Source organism: Glaciecola nitratireducens FR1064 (genome assembly GCF_000226565.1).
Taxonomy (GTDB): domain Bacteria; phylum Pseudomonadota; class Gammaproteobacteria; order Enterobacterales; family Alteromonadaceae; genus Glaciecola; species Glaciecola nitratireducens.
This window is the reverse complement of sequence record NC_016041.1, coordinates 2728892-2745431: the sequence shown is the minus strand read 5'-3', so window position 1 is coordinate 2745431 and position 16540 is coordinate 2728892. Positions and strand designations below refer to the sequence as shown.

Annotated in this window: 15 protein-coding genes; 11 read left to right on the top strand and 4 right to left on the bottom strand. The window is 42.5% G+C overall.

The window, feature by feature from the left end; all coding sequences use genetic code 11:
* Positions 1 to 37: 37 nt before the first annotated feature.
* Genes GNIT_RS11860 through GNIT_RS11845 form a run of 4 tightly spaced genes read left to right on the top strand, consistent with a single transcriptional unit; the run spans position 38 to position 3403 of the window.
* Positions 38 to 712: a redoxin family protein gene (locus GNIT_RS11860; protein ID WP_014109463.1), complete on the top strand. Its 675-nt coding sequence runs from the start codon at positions 38 to 40 to the stop codon at positions 710 to 712.
* On the top strand, positions 709 to 1224 hold the full coding sequence (locus GNIT_RS11855) for a cytochrome c-type biogenesis protein (RefSeq protein WP_014109462.1): 516 nt from the start codon (positions 709 to 711) through the stop codon (positions 1222 to 1224). The genes GNIT_RS11860 and GNIT_RS11855 overlap by 4 nt, the downstream gene beginning before the upstream one ends.
* A complete protein-coding gene (ccmI, locus tag GNIT_RS11850; RefSeq protein ID WP_014109461.1) occupies positions 1221 to 2582 on the top strand; it encodes a c-type cytochrome biogenesis protein CcmI in 1362 nt (453 codons plus the stop codon). Before GNIT_RS11855 ends, ccmI begins: the two co-directional genes overlap by 4 nt.
* Entirely contained in the window at positions 2579 to 3403 is an 825-nt protein-coding gene (locus GNIT_RS11845) for an MlaA family lipoprotein (RefSeq protein WP_014109460.1), read from the top strand. Before ccmI ends, GNIT_RS11845 begins: the two co-directional genes overlap by 4 nt.
* Before the next feature lie 76 nt (positions 3404 to 3479).
* Here the strand turns inward: GNIT_RS11845 and GNIT_RS11840 are convergent, their stop codons facing one another.
* On the bottom strand, positions 3480 to 4481 hold the full coding sequence (locus tag GNIT_RS11840) for a formylglycine-generating enzyme family protein (RefSeq protein ID WP_014109459.1): 1002 nt from the start codon (positions 4479 to 4481) through the stop codon (positions 3480 to 3482).
* A gap of 49 nt (positions 4482 to 4530) precedes the next feature.
* Positions 4531 to 6702, bottom strand: a complete 2172-nt coding sequence (locus GNIT_RS17705; protein ID WP_049786934.1) for a sulfatase — start codon at positions 6700 to 6702, stop codon at positions 4531 to 4533.
* A 309-nt stretch (positions 6703 to 7011) separates the two neighbouring features.
* On the opposite strand from GNIT_RS17705, the gene GNIT_RS11830 reads away from it, so the two are divergent.
* From GNIT_RS11830 to galU, 7 genes are all read left to right on the top strand, one after another.
* Entirely contained in the window at positions 7012 to 7908 is an 897-nt protein-coding gene (locus GNIT_RS11830; RefSeq protein ID WP_014109456.1) for a glycosyltransferase, read from the top strand.
* Positions 7905 to 8786 (top strand): glycosyltransferase family 2 protein, encoded by an 882-nt coding sequence (locus GNIT_RS11825; protein ID WP_014109455.1) that lies wholly within the window; start codon positions 7905 to 7907, stop codon positions 8784 to 8786. Before GNIT_RS11830 ends, GNIT_RS11825 begins: the two co-directional genes overlap by 4 nt.
* Positions 8787 to 8792: 6 nt before the next feature.
* A complete protein-coding gene (locus GNIT_RS11820; protein WP_014109454.1) occupies positions 8793 to 9731 on the top strand; it encodes an NAD-dependent epimerase/dehydratase family protein in 939 nt (312 codons plus the stop codon).
* 3 nt (positions 9732 to 9734) lie between these two features.
* The gene (locus GNIT_RS11815) at positions 9735 to 10283 is read left to right on the top strand and encodes a sugar transferase (RefSeq protein ID WP_014109453.1); all 549 of its coding nucleotides are present in this window, start codon (positions 9735 to 9737) and stop codon (positions 10281 to 10283) included.
* 124 nt (positions 10284 to 10407) lie between these two features.
* Complete coding sequence (locus tag GNIT_RS11810; protein ID WP_041246409.1) at positions 10408 to 12378, top strand: polysaccharide biosynthesis protein; 1971 nt, start codon at positions 10408 to 10410, stop codon at positions 12376 to 12378.
* Between the two features lie 77 nt (positions 12379 to 12455).
* Positions 12456 to 13796 (top strand): UDP-glucose dehydrogenase family protein, encoded by a 1341-nt coding sequence (locus GNIT_RS11805; RefSeq protein WP_014109451.1) that lies wholly within the window; start codon positions 12456 to 12458, stop codon positions 13794 to 13796.
* A 72-nt stretch (positions 13797 to 13868) separates the two neighbouring features.
* Complete coding sequence (galU, locus tag GNIT_RS11800; RefSeq protein WP_014109450.1) at positions 13869 to 14756, top strand: UTP--glucose-1-phosphate uridylyltransferase GalU; 888 nt, start codon at positions 13869 to 13871, stop codon at positions 14754 to 14756.
* A gap of 73 nt (positions 14757 to 14829) precedes the next feature.
* Here galU and GNIT_RS11795 read toward each other — a convergent pair whose 3' ends face one another.
* Both GNIT_RS11795 and GNIT_RS11790 read right to left on the bottom strand, forming a co-directional pair.
* Positions 14830 to 15135 (bottom strand): ComEA family DNA-binding protein, encoded by a 306-nt coding sequence (locus GNIT_RS11795; RefSeq protein WP_014109449.1) that lies wholly within the window; start codon positions 15133 to 15135, stop codon positions 14830 to 14832.
* A 278-nt stretch (positions 15136 to 15413) separates the two neighbouring features.
* Entirely contained in the window at positions 15414 to 16427 is a 1014-nt protein-coding gene (locus tag GNIT_RS11790) for an isocitrate dehydrogenase (RefSeq protein WP_014109448.1), read from the bottom strand.
* Positions 16428 to 16540 lie beyond the last annotated feature (113 nt).

Genomic DNA, 16540 nt, shown 5'->3' with positions numbered 1-16540 from the left:
GCATAACTCGTTGTGAATTATCAAGGGGCCAGAGATCATGAAACGTTTTACTTGGTTTTTGCTGCCGCTGCTATTGTTTTTAGGCTTAACGATTTTCTTGTTTCAAGGTCTGTATTCTGACCCGCGCGAACGAGATTCAACGGCGGTAACAAAAGCCTTTCCCGAGTTTCGATTACCAGACTTAATGGACGAGTCGATAATCTATGACAACTCCGTTTTTGACGACCAGGTTACGCTCATAAACGTCTGGGGCGTGTGGTGCGTCACTTGTGCAATAGAGCTTCCTTACCTGGAAAGCCTAAAGGACAGAGGCTACCGCATTGTGGGGTTGTATTACGACCAAGACTTAGACCCAAACTTCGGAACCAAAACAATTGAGCGAGTGCGCACTGAAGTTATCGCAACATTGGGTAAGTTCGGCGACCCTTATGCGTTTAATATCTTCGATGTGTATCGAGACACGTCCTTGGATTTAGGCGTAACAGGCGCTCCTGAGACCTTTTTAGTTGACCAAAACGGCGTTATTCGTGTGCATCATTTAGGCGATTTAAACGAGCGCGTTTGGCGAAATAAATTTGCACCGCTACTGGCTGATATCGAGGCTGAGACAAAGGCGAGTGGAATTGACCTTAAACTGCCGAAGAATGACTTATTTAAAGATGAAATGCCCAAAGATGAGTCAGCAAACAATGGTGCGGGAGCAGGGCAATGAAAACTGTATCCTTAGTTAATGCGACATTGTCGTTATTACTGCTATTCGGCTTTGCTACATCGTCAGCATTCGCCCAAGATTTAAGCACTAGCGATGCTTTAGCAAAAGTATCTGAAGCCGAGAAAATGGGCGAGAACTATTCTTTTGAAGACCCAAACGATAGAAAAACCTTTTTAAAGCTAACCGCCGAACTGCGATGCCCAATGTGTCAAAATCAAAACATCGCCGACTCGGATGCCATGATAGCCCACGACATGCGTCGAAAAGTCTATCAGCTAATGCAACAGGGGAGTTCAGAGCAGCAGGTTATTGATTACATGAAAGAGCGCTACGGCGACTTCGTTTATTATCAACCTCCGGTAACACCAGTGACAATATGGCTTTGGGCTCTACCTGTATTGTTTGCTTTTATCATGATGGGTGTATTTATAAAACGCCGCAAAGTGTCACCAGTTGAAGATGTTGAAGATAAATTAGCTGCGGCTAATAAATTGTTAAAGGATGATAAGTGACTAGTTTTTATTTAATTGCCGTATTTTTTGCGCTTGTTGCTGCTGGTTTTATCGTTTATCCATGGCTTAAAGATCGAAACGCGAAGAAGCGTTTTGAAGTGTCCAATACCAATGTTATTAAACAGCGTATTCAAGAAATTGAGCGAGAGGCCGCTGAGGGATTAATTGATCCCGAAGAGATGCAAACTGCGATAAACGAAATGAAGGTCGCGCTTGCCGATGAGTCCGCATTTCACGAAGCTCAGGAAAAAGTGGCTAGAAGTACCAGTTTGTCAGCAAAGTCAGCGAAGCTCCCGCTAATTGTCGGCGCTATTCCCGCAATCATCGCAGCAGTTTGGGTATATGTGGATGCCAATCAACTTTCCGGTTTGAAAGACTTAGTGAATGCTTCAGAGAACATAGATGAGCTCAGCCAGCGTATCTTGGTAAAGCCTGCTAACGACGTTCAGCCTGAAGAGTTTCAGAAATACGCGCTAGTTATTCGTCAGCAGCTACGAAAAGACCCAGAGGACGCAACAGGTTGGCAGTGGCTTGGCAGATTGCGCATGTCCTTAGGACAAACAGAAGAAGCGGTAGCTGCATTCGATAAAGCGTTGAAGATAAGCCCCGATTCTCAAGATATTCGCATGAAATATGCTCAAGCTATGATGATGGTTGGCGATGACGAGAACTTGCAGAATGCAAAGCGACAGGTGAGTTATTTGGTGCAAGTGGCGCCTGAAAATCGTAATTATCGTTTGCTGCTAACAGTGGTAGCCGCGCAATTAAACGATAGCGAAGTGGCGTTCGCCAACTTTGCGCTGATTAAAGATGAGCTGTCGGCTAACAGTACATTGTATCAATCGTTAGTAGGTCAGCTTCGTTCTATGGGCGCATCCGAAGCGTTGTTGTCGCTAGATGGCAGACAATCAAATACTGGCGTTGCAAACGAAAGCGAATCGTCATTAGCAGGGGCTAACGCATCAGCGGGTGCAGCAATCAATGATTCTGGTCCACAAACTGGCGAACGAGGATTTGAAGTGACGGTGTCGGTTGCGAATGACTTGGTGAGTAAATTACCTGCTAGTGGTTTCTTGATTGTTTTTGCACAAGACGCTGTTTCTGGTAGCAGAGTGCCTCTAGCGGTGAAGAAAATAAGCCTACCGCAGTTCCCGATTTCCGTGACTTTGAGTGCAGCAGACGCAATGATTACAAATATGTCATTGAAAAATGCTGAACAAGTCACTATAACTGCGCGTATATCAGTAGACGAAGACGTGATGACCAGCCCTGGCGAGTTACAAGGAAGCCTAGCCAGCGTGAAAGTCAATGACAGCATGCAGTCTGTCGCTTTAACCATAAATAAGGAAGTACAGTGATCAATCAGTTTAAAATAATTGCGTTAATTTTCGCCTTAGGATTAGGTGGGTGCGCAAGTCAGTCGGCTAGTGAACAAGCGCAGTTAGATAATAATCAAGCGGCCGCAGATGTTGAAAGTACTAGCGCGGTTGAGAAAGACGACAATATTGACCCATTCGAGCCAATTAACCGTGTTTTTTGGGATTTTAACTATGAAATATTAGACCGGTTTTTGGTAAAGCCGGTTACGGTTGCCTATATTACGGTCACTCCTCAGTTCGTCAGAACCGGTTTGCTTAACGCTTCTGAAAACTTAAGTGAGCCTGCCAGCGCGGTGAACAACTTGCTGCAGGGTAAGCCGGTTCAATCACTTACCAGCGTTGGACGTTTTTTAGTGAACAGTACCATTGGTATTGTTGGCCTGTTTGATGTGGCAACAAAAATGGGCTTAGAAGAGAAAGAAGAAGACTTCGGCGAAGTGTTGGGTGTATGGGGCGTTGGAACGGGCCCGTACTTAATGCTACCCGCCCTAGGACCAAGTGATTTTAGAAGCTTCACTGGCAGAGTGGTCGATAACGTTTATTGGCCAACGACGGTCATTAATGACCCCTACGTGATTGCAGCGAATGTGGTGAAAATAGTTGAAGTAAGGGCTTCTCTGCTTGATCAAGAAGAGACCTTGAACCGCTCACTCGACCGCTATTTGTTTGTTCGCGATGCTTATTTTCAGCGTTTAGCGTTTAAAGTCAGTGATGGTAAAGTGCGTGTTAAAACAGAAGAGGAGTTGGAAGAAGAAGAGGATGATTTTTCTGACTTTGAGGATTTGTTGAAGGATATGTAGGAAAATAAAGGGGTCAGGGTGAATTAAACCGGCGTCGCCAGATTTAATTCACCCTGACCCCTTTAATTTTCCTTACCTAGTTAGCCAAATCTTTCACCGTTCTAAAACCAATGTGACTTGTTCCCAATCCAGTATCTTGAGCAAGTCTTGCTGCGGGACGGTAACGCATACAAAAGTCTTCTGCACACAAATATGAGCCACCCTTGATAACGCCTACTGCAACACCGGGCTGTTTCTGATCATAACCTTGTGGCGGAAGGTTTTGTGGCAACTGCTTCGGGTCAAAATGACGCGGGTAATATACGCTTTGAGTCCATTCCCAGACATTTCCAATTAAGTCGTGAATGCCAAAATGATTCTGAGGATAGCAGCCAACGGGAGCTAAGCCAACGTAGCCGTCCTCTGCAGTATCAGTGAACGGGAATAGACCTTGCCATGTGTTGGCAATATATCGTCCATCATCTGTCAGTGTGTTCCCAGTCGCATATTTGGCCCCGTCCAAGCCTCCTCGACTCGCATATTCATATTCAGCTTCTGTGGGCAGACGATGTCCTTTCCATTCTGCATATGCCAAAGCATCGTCATATGCTATATGAATTACAGGGAAGTGCTCTTTGCCTTCAATATTGCTATTAGGACCAAAGGGTTTTTTCCAATAGGCGCCTTCAACAAAATGCCACCAATTAGTGAATGAGCCAGCTTCAACAGCTTCTGACAACTTAACGAATACAGCGGAGCCTGGTTTCAGTAATTCTGGAGAAATGTTGGGGTAGTGTTCAGCGTTAGGGAGTTTTTGCGCTACTGTTATATAGCCGGTCGCGTCAACGAAGTCTGCAAACTGTGCATTCGTCACTTCATGGCGATCCATGTAAAAATCTTGTATTTTTCGTTTTACAAGCGGCGTTTCTTCTTCGTAAATGGCGCCAGCACCCATGAAAAGCGTGCCACCCTTTATGAAAGCCATCCCCTTAACATTCGAACAGGTTTTAGGGCTTTTTTGAGTAAGTTTTGCATCAAATACCTGTGTAAGAGTCAAATAGTAGGCGATAAAAGCAATAGAAGTGGATGCAATGGCCACTATCAAAAGGTGCCTCATTTACACGACCCAAACGAGTAAAGCAATTATGTTACGTAGTAGCATTCTGTTCCTTTGTTCTAATAATTATGCTCAAAGTCAGTAGGAATAACCACAGCGCATTGGTACTACCGCCAGAATTTTCTTGCTTATCCGGTTGGGGAGGTAAAACATCAAAGGTAATTGTTTGTTGAACGCTAGTTTGAGAGTCTTCAGCAGAAAAAACCAAAGTGACCGAATCGCCTGAAAAGTTAGCTGGAATATTAACTAAATACTCACCCACCGATGGCGGTGCAGTTAATGAAATTGCAGGCAAATCATCACTTGTAACAGTCATATGAAGAAAATCTTTATTGGCATCAAATGCTTCAATCATAAAGCTAGCAGCACTCCCTTTAGTTACTTTTAGACTCTTTAATGCAACTGACAACACCGGAGCAACTGGCGCTGGCGTTATGCGTATACCTGCTTGTTGTCTGATAGTTTGGTTACCATCTCTGGCAATATAAGCAAACGCAATATATTCAGGTTGCGACACGCTTGGAGCCACAAAGGTGATGCTGTTACCTGTTTCAATAACATCTACAGGTGTTCCCATGAACTGCTTGTATCTTACCGATGCTAGATTACTGGCATCTGCAAGGTGGTAAGTAATTTTTGCTGTGCTTCCAGCCTCGACTATTTGCTGGTCAATATCTAACTGAAATTGGAAATCAATCTGCATCTTCTCTTCTGGCAATTGAAACTCCTCTCTTGCTAAACCCATTTGGTCATAATTAAAAGTACCCGTGCGATAGTTGGGATTGACGTTGGGAGTCACCGCCTCACTCTCTAATAGGTGTGCATCTATAAGAGAATCAAGTTCGTCGAGTTTATCAGTATGTATCTCAGCAAGATTTATTGATTCAGAAGGATCTGTATTAAGATCGTATAGTTGATAAAAGTGGCCATTGATTTTGCCATAATGAAACGAACGTATAAGTTTCCACCCATTCTGCGTGACTGTTACCGATGGAGGCAACCAGTCAGGCACTCTTGGTTCTGCTGGATAATAGGAAAAAATGGGGCGAGTGACTGACGTTTCGCCTCTCAGTAAAGGACGTATATCGTTCCCATCTATAGCATGCGATGACGGCCATGTTAAATCTAAGCCATTTAGCAATGTCGGAAAATAATCGACGGTTTGAATTGGTGCGTTACTGAGCGTATTCGGTTGAGTCAGTCCAGGCCAAATAATGGCTGTTGGTACTCGCAATCCACCATCATAATTAGTAGCTTTGCCACCTCTGAGCGGAAAATTACTCGTAGCGTGGATCGTTCCCAATACGTCATACATGTTGCCACCATTGTCTGAGGTGAAAATGATAATCGTATTGTCCTCAACCTGAGCTTCAACAAGAGCTTCCCACAAAATACCTACTGCATCATCAAACTGCTTCACCATAGCAGCGTAGGTGGCACTGCGTTGGCTATGAAATGGAGTGCGTTTGGCGACGAAGTAATCGATTATCTCTGGGTCAGCATTGAAGGGGGCGTGAACAGAAAATGCCCAAAAATTTAAAAAGAAAGGACCGTCATCTTTAACGCTTTTGACCCATTTACTGGCCTCTTCAGCTAGTCGTACGTCGATATGTTCGCCCGGCTTTTGTGGTTTGATGTCAGGTGCAAAGCTCCACGGAGCCAGAAAACCACCTGTTGGGCCCGGTCCCGCATAATTCGGAATATCAATATCAAAACCATGCTGTAGCGGACTGTATGGACTTGCACCTAGGTGCCATTTTCCAAAGTGCGCAGTGTTATAATTATTTGCTTTGAGGATGGAAGATAAAGTGGGTAAATTTGTGTCAAGCCGGGTAACCGTTTCAGGGGCAATTGATTTTCTGTTTGTTGCCGCTGTGTCAGGCATCGATGGTTGGAGTCTTACTAATGGCAAATGATGATTCGGGGTTGTTGAGCCATGTCTAGCTGGAGTCTGTCCTGTTAATATCGAGGCGCGTGTGGGAGAGCATAGAGGACTATTCGTAAAAGCGTGGTCAAAAACGATTCCTCTTGCTGCGAGCGCATCTATGTTAGGTGTCTCGATAAACTGGCTTTGCTGAAAAATATTGGTGTCATTCCAACCAAGATCATCAGCTAATATAAATACAATATTTTGTGGCTTTGCGTTTGCTGCATGCGAACAAATTAGCAAGAATATCGATAGGATTGTTACGTAGAGTCGCATGCATTTAAACCTGTAATTGAAATAATTAATTTACTTATGATGTGAGAAATAAAGAACAGCATAATAAAAACAATAGCGTTAATTTTTATAGCGTCATCTGTCATATTGGTGCTAGTTTGAGCATATAGCCATAGCTATTGTGATGTCAATCCTCATGCACTTATCACAGTATCGAGCACATGTAAGAATCAAAACAAGAGATAGCCACATTTTTTCGCGTTTTATACCGAAATATTGGTATACTGATACGCGACTGTTTATTCGAAGTAATCGCTAATAATTTTAAATTCAAAAAGGTTTTTGTAAAAATTGACAAGTAAATTTACATTATTGTCTGATGTTCATCTGCGATCATCAGTTGATACGGTTATAGCGATGGCCGTATATGCAGGCGATAAATCAGTTTGGGTAGAAGAGGCGGTAAACAGCCTAGTATGCCAGACCTACGAAAACCATATCATCGTCATCGTTATCGATGGGTACGTTCATGACGAAATTTTAACTCAGCTCTTAAATGTCTCAAGGTTGCTAGACAATATTTTGTTAGTTCGGGGGGATGCAAATAGAGGTTTGAGTGCATGTATGAATTTTGTAGTTAATTGGTCTTTATCCAATGTTGCAGGCGTCAAATACTTTTGCCGAATGGATGCCGATGATATCTCCGCCCCCCAACGCATAGAAAAACAGGTTAGTTTCTTAGAAACACACCCTAAAATTTCAATTTTGGGGTGTGGTCTTTTCGAAGTAAACGAGCAGGGCGAAATAGTGGGGCATCGAAAACTTCCCCAAAAGCATGGTGAAATAATACGCTATTTACCAAAACGTTGTTCAATCAATCATCCCACTGTTGCTATTCGAATGAATGTTTTCAAGCGAGGTTTTCGTTATCGTGAAAACTTAATGAACACTCAAGACTATTTTTTTTGGGCTGATTTAGCAGCTGCAGGCTTTAAGTTTGCTAATTTAAGTGATGAATTACTTAAGTTTCGTCGGGTCAATGACTTTTATAAAAGGCGTGGGCTCAGCAAGTCGATAAACGAATTTAAAGCGCGTTTTTACACTATGAAAGTGCTAAAGAGATATAGCTTTGGTAATATTTTGTATGCTTTTGTCGTATTAACAATGAGGTTAATGCCGGGACGAATAGTAAAGCTTGCGTATAAACTAGATAGATATTTGTTAAATAAAAAGGTAGTTCACGATTGATTGGCGCAGCGATCATTTTATATCAACCTGATTCAGATATTACTTATCGTTTAATAGAATCTGTTTTGCAACAAGTCGACGTGCTTTGTGTTATCGACAATTCTCCTATGCCCACAAGTTTAAAAATAGCTACCAAAAAGCTGCATTACCATCACTTTCCAACTAATGTTGGTATTGCGAAGGCTCAAAATGTCGGCTTAAAAGAGTTGCAAGTTTTGGGGTGTGAATACGCACTTCTGTTAGATCAAGATAGCCAAATAGACCCTGATTTTGTGTTTAGGTTGTCGAGTCTATTAGTTGCTTCTAAAATCAACGAACAGCCTATTATTGCCATTGGCCCCAGAGTTATCTGTTCATTCTCGGAAAAGGCCGTCAAGCCCCGAGTGCAGAGAGAAATACTCGTCTACGAAGACATCGTGTGTGTTACCCAGATAATTTCATCGGGAATGATGATTGATCTATCTAAATTGGATTTAGTTGGTTTCAAAGATGAAACCTTGTTTATAGATGGGGTTGACCATGAGTGGTGCTGGCGTGCTAGAACGCATGATTATATGGTAGCGATAGCAGATAAAATTGAAATGGTCCATCGATTAGGTGATGCGCGCAGCAAGTTTGCCGGTGTAACATACAAAGTAGGCTCTCCAATTCGACTATACTATCAGTTCCGAAATATTTTATTGCTTGCCCGAAGAGGCTATGTTCCAAGTTATTGGAAGACTCGAAACATCTTAGTGTTACCTATTCGCTTTTTTGCTAATGCATTGTTACAGACACAAAAGCGTAAACGTTTTAGGTACATGCTTTGCGGCTTGTGGGATGGTTTAACGAATAAAAGGGGATCCTTCTCAGATAATTGGAAGGATAATAACAAGTAGAAGCGAATGATTGCGATAACAGGATACTCAGGTTTTGTAGGTCGGCACTTGCTTGCCAATTTAAGCGAATATGAATGCTTGCTGCTAGGACGAAACGATACTGATGACGGTCATCGCTTTTGTGAATTCGATTTAAACGCGATTAATAAAGCCGTTTTGTTTGAATCTTTAAAATCAGTGAAAACAGTAATCCATTTAGCTGCCCGTGTGCATGTAATGAATGGTTCAGCGAGCAAAACACTACACGAATTTAAAACGATGAATACGAAAGCCACTTTGGAAATTGCAACCCAAGCTGCTGCAGCTGGAGCCAAACGCTTCATATTTTTGAGCTCAATTAAAGTAAATGGGGAAAGAACATCGAATAATCGTCCTTTTTGCGCTCAAGACAAGCCTGCTCCAGAAGATGCATATGCAATATCAAAAGCTGAGGCTGAAGATCAACTAATAGAGCTGGGTAAGCAAACAGGTTTAGAAATTGTTATAATTCGTGCTCCGCTTGTATATGGAGAAGGCGTAAAAGCAAATTTTGCATCGCTGATGAAATTGGTTGCCCGAGGCTTACCTCTTCCATTTGGGTTAATTAAGTATAACCAGCGTAGTCTCGTGTCTGTCTACAATTTAATTAACTTAATCACCCTCTGTATTGAGCATCCTAAAGCAGTGAATCAAGTGTTCTTGGTTTCTGATGATAGTGATTTATCAACTGCCCAAATGGTTTCACTAATGGCTCGAGCGCAAGGTAAGAGGAGTCTTGCCTTACCTGTCCCACAATGGTGCTTTGCACTAGTGGGCAAACTCATAAACAAAAATGACCTCGTTGAGCGGCTTACAGGTTCGCTTCAAGTCGATATTTCGCATACAAAAAACACGCTTGATTGGAAACCACCCCACACGGTAGAAGAGGGTTTCAGCCTTGCTGCAAAACAAAGGGTAGGCTCATAAATAATGATACGTGCATTCGACTTAATATTCTCTTTGCTCGGACTGGTACTAAGCTCTCCTGTTTTACTCATAATATTCGTTATAGGTTTATTCGATACAGGTTCCCCTATATTCAAACAAGAGCGAGTTGGACGAGATCAAAAACCGTTCATTTTGATTAAGTTTAGAACGATGAAACTAAACACTATTTCGGTTGCGACGCACTTGGCAAGCACTGCCTCGATAACCCCTCTAGGAAGCTTTTTACGCAGAACAAAACTAGATGAACTGCCGCAGCTGTGGAATGTGCTAATCGGAGAAATGAGTCTAGTGGGGCCTCGACCTGGTTTATATAATCAAGAGGAGTTAACTAAAGCTCGCAGTGCAAGAAATGTTTATGCAATTCGCCCTGGTATCACTGGACTTGCACAGGTAAACAGTATTGATATGTCAACGCCCGAACTATTAGCTAAAACTGATAAAGATATGATTGATAACTTTACAATAAAAAATTACTTTAAATACGTAATGCTAACAGTTTTAGGCAGAGGAAGTGGTGATAGAATGAAGTAAAGCGTCTAACTTTGAGGCACATAAGGCATTTTTATTGTATTAGTGTGAATTAGGCATATAATTCTAGATGTATAAACGAGCTCGTTCGATAATAACAAGAAGTTAAATCGCAGAAAGGATGGTCATGGTCTCACAAATGCTTAGTAGAGTTTTAAATTCAAAAAGGAAAACAAAAAGAATTATTACTTTATCAGTGGACTCGCTATTTATAATATGCTCGTTCTGGGCCTCACTGGTAATCCGCTTGGACAATCTGTCTGGGTTTTCTAATGCTAGCTATTGGTTGATACTCTGCGGATTATTGCCAGTCAGCCTTATAATATTTATAAAGTTAGGTCTATATCGTGCTGTACTTCGATATATGAGTTCTCAGGCCGTTTGGGCTGTCGTAGCTGGAACAATGTTATCTACCGCAGCATTGGTACTTATAGCGTTTTTCTCGTCAACGGCAGTTCCTAGAACAATGCCTTTAATATACTGTGCCCTTATTTTGTTGTCAGTTGGCGGCGCTAGACTGTTGGTCAGAGCTCTAGTGACCCAGTTTACCGGTTTAAATAAGCTTCCGGTAGTTATATACGGTGCAGGGTCAGCAGGCCGTCAGTTGGCGACAGGTATTGCCACAGGATTAGAGTTCTATGTTTCTGCATTTATCGACGATGATAAGAGCAAACATGGTTCTGTCATCCAGGGTGTTCCAGTAATATCACTCTTTGAATTGAAATCACTTGTAGAAGCTGGGAAAGCGACCAAAGTTTTACTAGCGTTGCCGAGCGCCAGTCGTTCTGAACGAAACCGCGTTATTAATTCTTTGGAAAAATATCAAGTTCAAGTTCAAACAATCCCGGGCATAAAAGATGTCATAGAGGGAAATATTAACCCAGCAGAATTCGTTGACGTTGAAATTGAGGACTTACTAGGACGCGAACCGGTGATTCCTCTACCACAGTTAATGGCGCAAAATATTACCGCTAAAAACGTTATGGTGAGTGGGGCTGGCGGGTCAATTGGTGCTGAATTGTGTCGTCAAATTATTAAGTTCAAACCTACTACACTAGTGCTCCTTGAGCTATCTGAATTTGCTTTGTATGAAATCGAAAAAGAGCTCAGCGAATATATAACTAAAAATGGGCTGAAAATTAAGCTTTATCCACTTCTAGGTTCGGTGCAGCACATCAATCGCGTCGAAAACGTGATGAGAGCTTTCAATATCAATACCATTTACCACGCAGCGGCATACAAGCATGTTCCATTGGTTGAACACAACGTCGTTGAAGGAATAAGAAACAATGTATTTGGCACATACTATGCTGCTAGAGCAGCAATCAATGCGGGAGCAGAAACTTTTGTGCTTGTTTCTACCGATAAAGCGGTACGTCCAACCAGCGTCATGGGCGCTTCGAAACGAATGGCTGAATTAGTCTTACAGGCGTTATCGCAGGCATCATTCAATAAAAACACTAGATTTTGCATGGTCCGCTTCGGCAACGTGCTGGGCTCATCAGGATCTGTATTACCGCTATTTAGACGTCAGATTAAGGAAGGTGGACCTATAACCCTTACACATGAAGACATTACCAGATACTTCATGACAAATTCAGAGGCTGCGCAGCTTGTTATTCAAGCTGGTGCTATGGGTAAAGGTGGTGATGTTTTTGTGTTGGACATGGGTGATTCCGTAAAAATAAAAGACCTAGCTGAAAAGTTGATCCGTTTGTCTGGACTAGAAATTAAAGACGACTCGAACCCGAATGGTGACATTTCAATCGAATATACAGGACTTCGTCCAGGCGAAAAGCTATTTGAAGAACTGCTGATTGGCGACAATGTTCACGACACTTTTCATGAGCGTATCATGACGGCAAATGAAGCTATGTTGACTTGGCAAGACTTGGAGCCGATGCTTGATGAGTTGGAACAAATGTGCCATAACTTTGACCACGAAGGTATCAGAGAAATATTACTAAACGCCCCTACTGGTTTTAATCCTTCTGATGGTATTTGTGATTTAGTATGGCTTGCACGAAATCCAGTCGAGTCTCAAACTCAATCTGCTGAAGTGATAAACTTGCGAAGAACGAAGGATCGTATTAATTAAATTTGAATAACTAAATCGCATAAATATAATACTTCCTAGAAATTTAGGATGTATCGTGAAATGAAAAGGGAACCCCAATGAAAGTAACAGTCTTTGGCATCGGCTACGTCGGTCTAGTGCAAGCTGCTGTGTTAGCAGAAGTCGGTCACGATGTAGTTTGCGTCGATGTAGACCAAAACAAAGTAGATAATTTGGAAAAAGGAATCATTCCAATCTACGAACCGGGTTTAACTCCTTTAGTGAATTCAAATTTCGAGCAGGGCAGAGTTAAATTTACGACTGATGCTGAGCGTGGCGTAATGCATGGTGAAGTTATCTTCATTGCTGTGGGTACACCACCAGACGAAGATGGCTCAGCTGACTTGAAATACGTACAAGCAGTTGCTAAAACTATTGCTACTCACATGCAAAAGCACAAAATTATCATCAATAAGTCAACTGTGCCAGTGGGTACCGCAGACAAAGTGATTGCAACTGTGAGCGCAACGCTTAAAGCATTAAAAAAAGAACTAACGTTTGATGTGGTCTCAAACCCTGAGTTCTTAAAAGAAGGGGCTGCAGTTAATGACTGTATGCGGCCTGACCGAATTATTCTTGGTACTGATAGTGAGTATGCAGAAAAGAAACTACGAGAGCTCTACAGTCCATTCAATCGCAACCATGACAAAATCATTGTGATGGACGTGCGCAGCGCGGAACTCACCAAGTATGCTGCCAACTGCATGCTAGCCACTAAAATTAGCTTCATGAATGAGATGGCTAACTTAGCGGAATTAATGGGTGCGGATATTGAAAATGTGCGAAAAGGTATCGGCAGCGACCCGCGAATTGGTTATCAATTCATTTACCCAGGTTGCGGATACGGAGGCTCTTGTTTCCCCAAAGATGTGCAAGCGCTCGTTCGTAGTGCAACGGGTGTCGGTTATACTGCTAAAATTTTGGAAGCGGTTGAAGCTGTAAACTATCGTCAAAAAGAAAAATTGTTTGACTACATCATGAACCATTACAACGGTGATGTAAAAGGCAAGACCATCGCACTATGGGGGTTATCGTTTAAACCAAATACTGATGATATGCGTGAAGCATCATCCCGCGTATTGATGGAAAAGCTGTGGGAGCAGGGCGCAATTGTGCAGGCCTACGACCCAGAAGCGATGGAAGAAACTCAGCGCATTTACGGCTCTCGTTCAGATTTAAAGTTGATGGGTACGAAAGAAAGTACATTGTCTGGCGCGAGCTGTTTGGTGATATGTACTGAATGGCAGGTTTTTAGAGCGCCAGACTTTGACATGATTAAAACACAACTTGCAGACGATGTTATTTTTGATGGTCGTAATTTATTTGACCCAAGTCTAATTTCGGAATACGGATTGCATTACTATGCTATTGGTAGAGGTTTATCAGTAAAAGGGCTGTAGCCAACTTTTACAAACTTAATTTTACGCCATTATGTTGCATGAGTGAAAAAACAAATAAGGATGAATTGAATTATGAGTCAAGTGAAAAAGGCAGTAATACCTGTAGCTGGTTTGGGAACAAGAATGCTACCAGCGACAAAAGCGATACCAAAGGAAATGCTGCCGGTAGTTGATAAGCCTCTTATTCAGTACGTGGTGAATGAGTGTGTGCAAGCGGGTATTAAGCAAATTATTCTAGTGACTCACGCGAGTAAGAATAGTATTGAAAACCACTTTGATACATCGTTCGAACTGGAAGCCACCCTAGAGAAGCGTGTTAAACGCCAGCTTCTCGATGCAGTTAAAGCTATTTGCCCTAAAGATGTAACGATAATGCACGTGCGTCAAGGCGTTGCCAGTGGCCTTGGTCATGCAATTATGTGTGCATACCCACTGATTGGTGACGAACCCTTTGCTGTTGTGCTACCTGACGTAATCATTGACGATGTAGCAAGTAACCTCAAAAAAGACAATCTTGCTGATATGGTCGCGAAGTTTAACACCAGTCGCGTTAGCCAAGTAATGGTTGAAAAAGTGGCTGAAGAAGACGTATCTAAATTTGGTATTGTCGATTTAGAAGGAAAGGAGCTCGCCCCTGGTGAGTCTTGCAAGATGTTTAGAATGGTTGAAAAACCTGATTTAGAAGAGGCTCCCTCTAATTTAGCCGTTGTAGGTCGTTATGTTCTATCTGAAAAAACATGGGATTTATTAGCCAAAACGCCTCCAGGTGCTGGCGGTGAAATTCAGTTAACTGACGCTATTGATGCACTTATGGAGCACGAGCAAGTTGACGCATACTACATGAAAGGCAAAAGCCATGATTGTGGTAGTAAACTTGGTTACATGAAAGCTAACGTAGAATACGCAATGCGTCATCCTGAGTTAGGTGTGGAGTTTACTGAGTATTTGAAAACGTTGTAGATCAAATGTTTATTTTAATAGCCAGCAATCGGGCATTGCTCGATCGCCGGCTATTAAAAGCAAAACTGAGCCCCTAAACCTTTACCAAACCACTAATCTTGGCCACCATTTTCACCCCAATACCTTTTACATTAACCAATTCATCTACGCTTTTAAAGTTACCGTTCAACTCACGAAACTTCACAATTTCGGCAGCTTTCTTCATGCCAACGCCCGGAAGCGCCGTCAACTCCTCAGCACTCGCCTTGTTAATGTCTAATTTTGCCTCAAATGCTTGGGTCATGACTTCTTTTGGCGCTGTTTCCGCCGCCTGTGCTGGCATGAACGCACAACCTGAAACCAAGGCAGCGCTAAGTATTAAATATTTTAATTTTTTCATGATAATTCCTTTTAAGTGTTAAATATAATGTTTTCCTTTTTATGCTTGAATGCAACTTGCCAACGCATTAGCAGCGACAGAACCAAAGCGCAAACGCACGATCAAAGCTTAAGCTGATTCTGCGAAAGGTGAAACTGACTAGATGGCTAGTTTATGTGGTGTGAATTTTGGGGGAGGATTACAGGGAGGCGGGTGGTATAAAACAGACACAAAAAAGGAGAGCCTAAGCTCTCCTTTTCAGCAATTTTGATGTACTTTCTATACACTAAAGCGAAAGCCTACAAACGCTCTAAAACAGCCTCAGTAAACTCAGTCGTACCGCTCTCACCACCCAAATCACGAGTAGTACGGTCGCCCGACTCAATCACGTCTTTCAGTGCAGCACGAATGCGCTCTGCTTTATCCGCCATATCTAAGTACTCTAGCATTTGAATAGACGCTAAAATAACAGAAGTAGGGTTAGCTAAGTTCATTCCCGCAATATCAGGCGCTGAGCCATGTACAGCCTCAAAAATGGCGCAGTCTTCGCCAATGTTTGCACCTGGTGCCATGCCCAGTCCGCCAACTAAGCCTGCGCATAAGTCAGAGATGATATCGCCAAATAAGTTGGTGGTGACAATCACGTCAAACTGATGAGGGTTCATGACTAACTGCATGCAGCAGTTATCCACAATCATTTCTTCTGATTTTATGTCAGGGTAACGCTCAGCAACTTCTCTGGCGACTTTTAAGAATAAACCCGATGTAGACTTCAAGATGTTGGCTTTATGCACGGCAGTAATCTTCTTGCGGCCTTCTCGGCGCGCTAATTCGTATGCAAACACCAGAATCTTCTCTGCGCCTTCTCGTGTGATGATACTTGTGGCTTCAGCTTCGTTGCCATCTTCAGAAACAACCTGTCCTAAGCCTGAATACATACCTTGTGTGTTTTCACGCACGGTAATAATGTCGATGTCTTCGTAGCGCGCTTTGGTGCCTTTAAACGACAGAACAGGGCGTAAGTTAGCGTATAGTTTGAATTGTTTACGCAAGCTTACGTTAATAGACGTAAAGCCTTCACCTACAGGCGTAGTTAGTGGGCCTTTAAGCGCCACTTTATTTTTTGCAATGAGGTCGAGGGTTTCTTGCGGTAGAAGTTCACCGTGATTTTCCAAGGCCATTAAGCCTGCGTCTGCGTATTCGTATTTGAAGTTACAGCCTACTTTATCGAGAATTTTCGTTGCGGCATCAATGATATCAGGGCCGATGCCATCACCGCGTATAACGGTAATGCTTTGCTGTGTTGGGTTCATGAAGTGCACTCCAGTTTAGTGTCGTTAGAGTTTATGTAATCTGGTTTTCGCAAAACGTTGTGAAGAAATTGTTGCTGCCAGTTAATCATTTTGTCGCGCGCATACTACCGTAA

Excerpts from the sequence above, each read along its gene's own strand:
- GNIT_RS17705 (WP_049786934.1), bottom strand. The coding sequence starts at position 6,702 with ATGCGACTCTACGTAACAATCCTATCGATATTCTTGCTAATTTGTTCG.
- GNIT_RS11820 (WP_014109454.1), top strand. The coding sequence starts at position 8,793 with ATGATTGCGATAACAGGATACTCAGGTTTTGTAGGTCGGCACTTGCTT.
- GNIT_RS11860 (WP_014109463.1), top strand. The coding sequence starts at position 38 with ATGAAACGTTTTACTTGGTTTTTGCTGCCGCTGCTATTGTTTTTAGGC.
- GNIT_RS11810 (WP_041246409.1), top strand. The coding sequence starts at position 10,408 with ATGGTCTCACAAATGCTTAGTAGAGTTTTAAATTCAAAAAGGAAAACA.
- GNIT_RS11795 (WP_014109449.1), bottom strand. The coding sequence starts at position 15,135 with ATGAAAAAATTAAAATATTTAATACTTAGCGCTGCCTTGGTTTCAGGT.
- galU (WP_014109450.1), top strand. The coding sequence starts at position 13,869 with ATGAGTCAAGTGAAAAAGGCAGTAATACCTGTAGCTGGTTTGGGAACA.
- GNIT_RS11855 (WP_014109462.1), top strand. The coding sequence starts at position 709 with ATGAAAACTGTATCCTTAGTTAATGCGACATTGTCGTTATTACTGCTA.
- GNIT_RS11790 (WP_014109448.1), bottom strand. The coding sequence starts at position 16,427 with ATGAACCCAACACAGCAAAGCATTACCGTTATACGCGGTGATGGCATC.
- GNIT_RS11815 (WP_014109453.1), top strand. The coding sequence starts at position 9,735 with ATGATACGTGCATTCGACTTAATATTCTCTTTGCTCGGACTGGTACTA.
- GNIT_RS11805 (WP_014109451.1), top strand. The coding sequence starts at position 12,456 with ATGAAAGTAACAGTCTTTGGCATCGGCTACGTCGGTCTAGTGCAAGCT.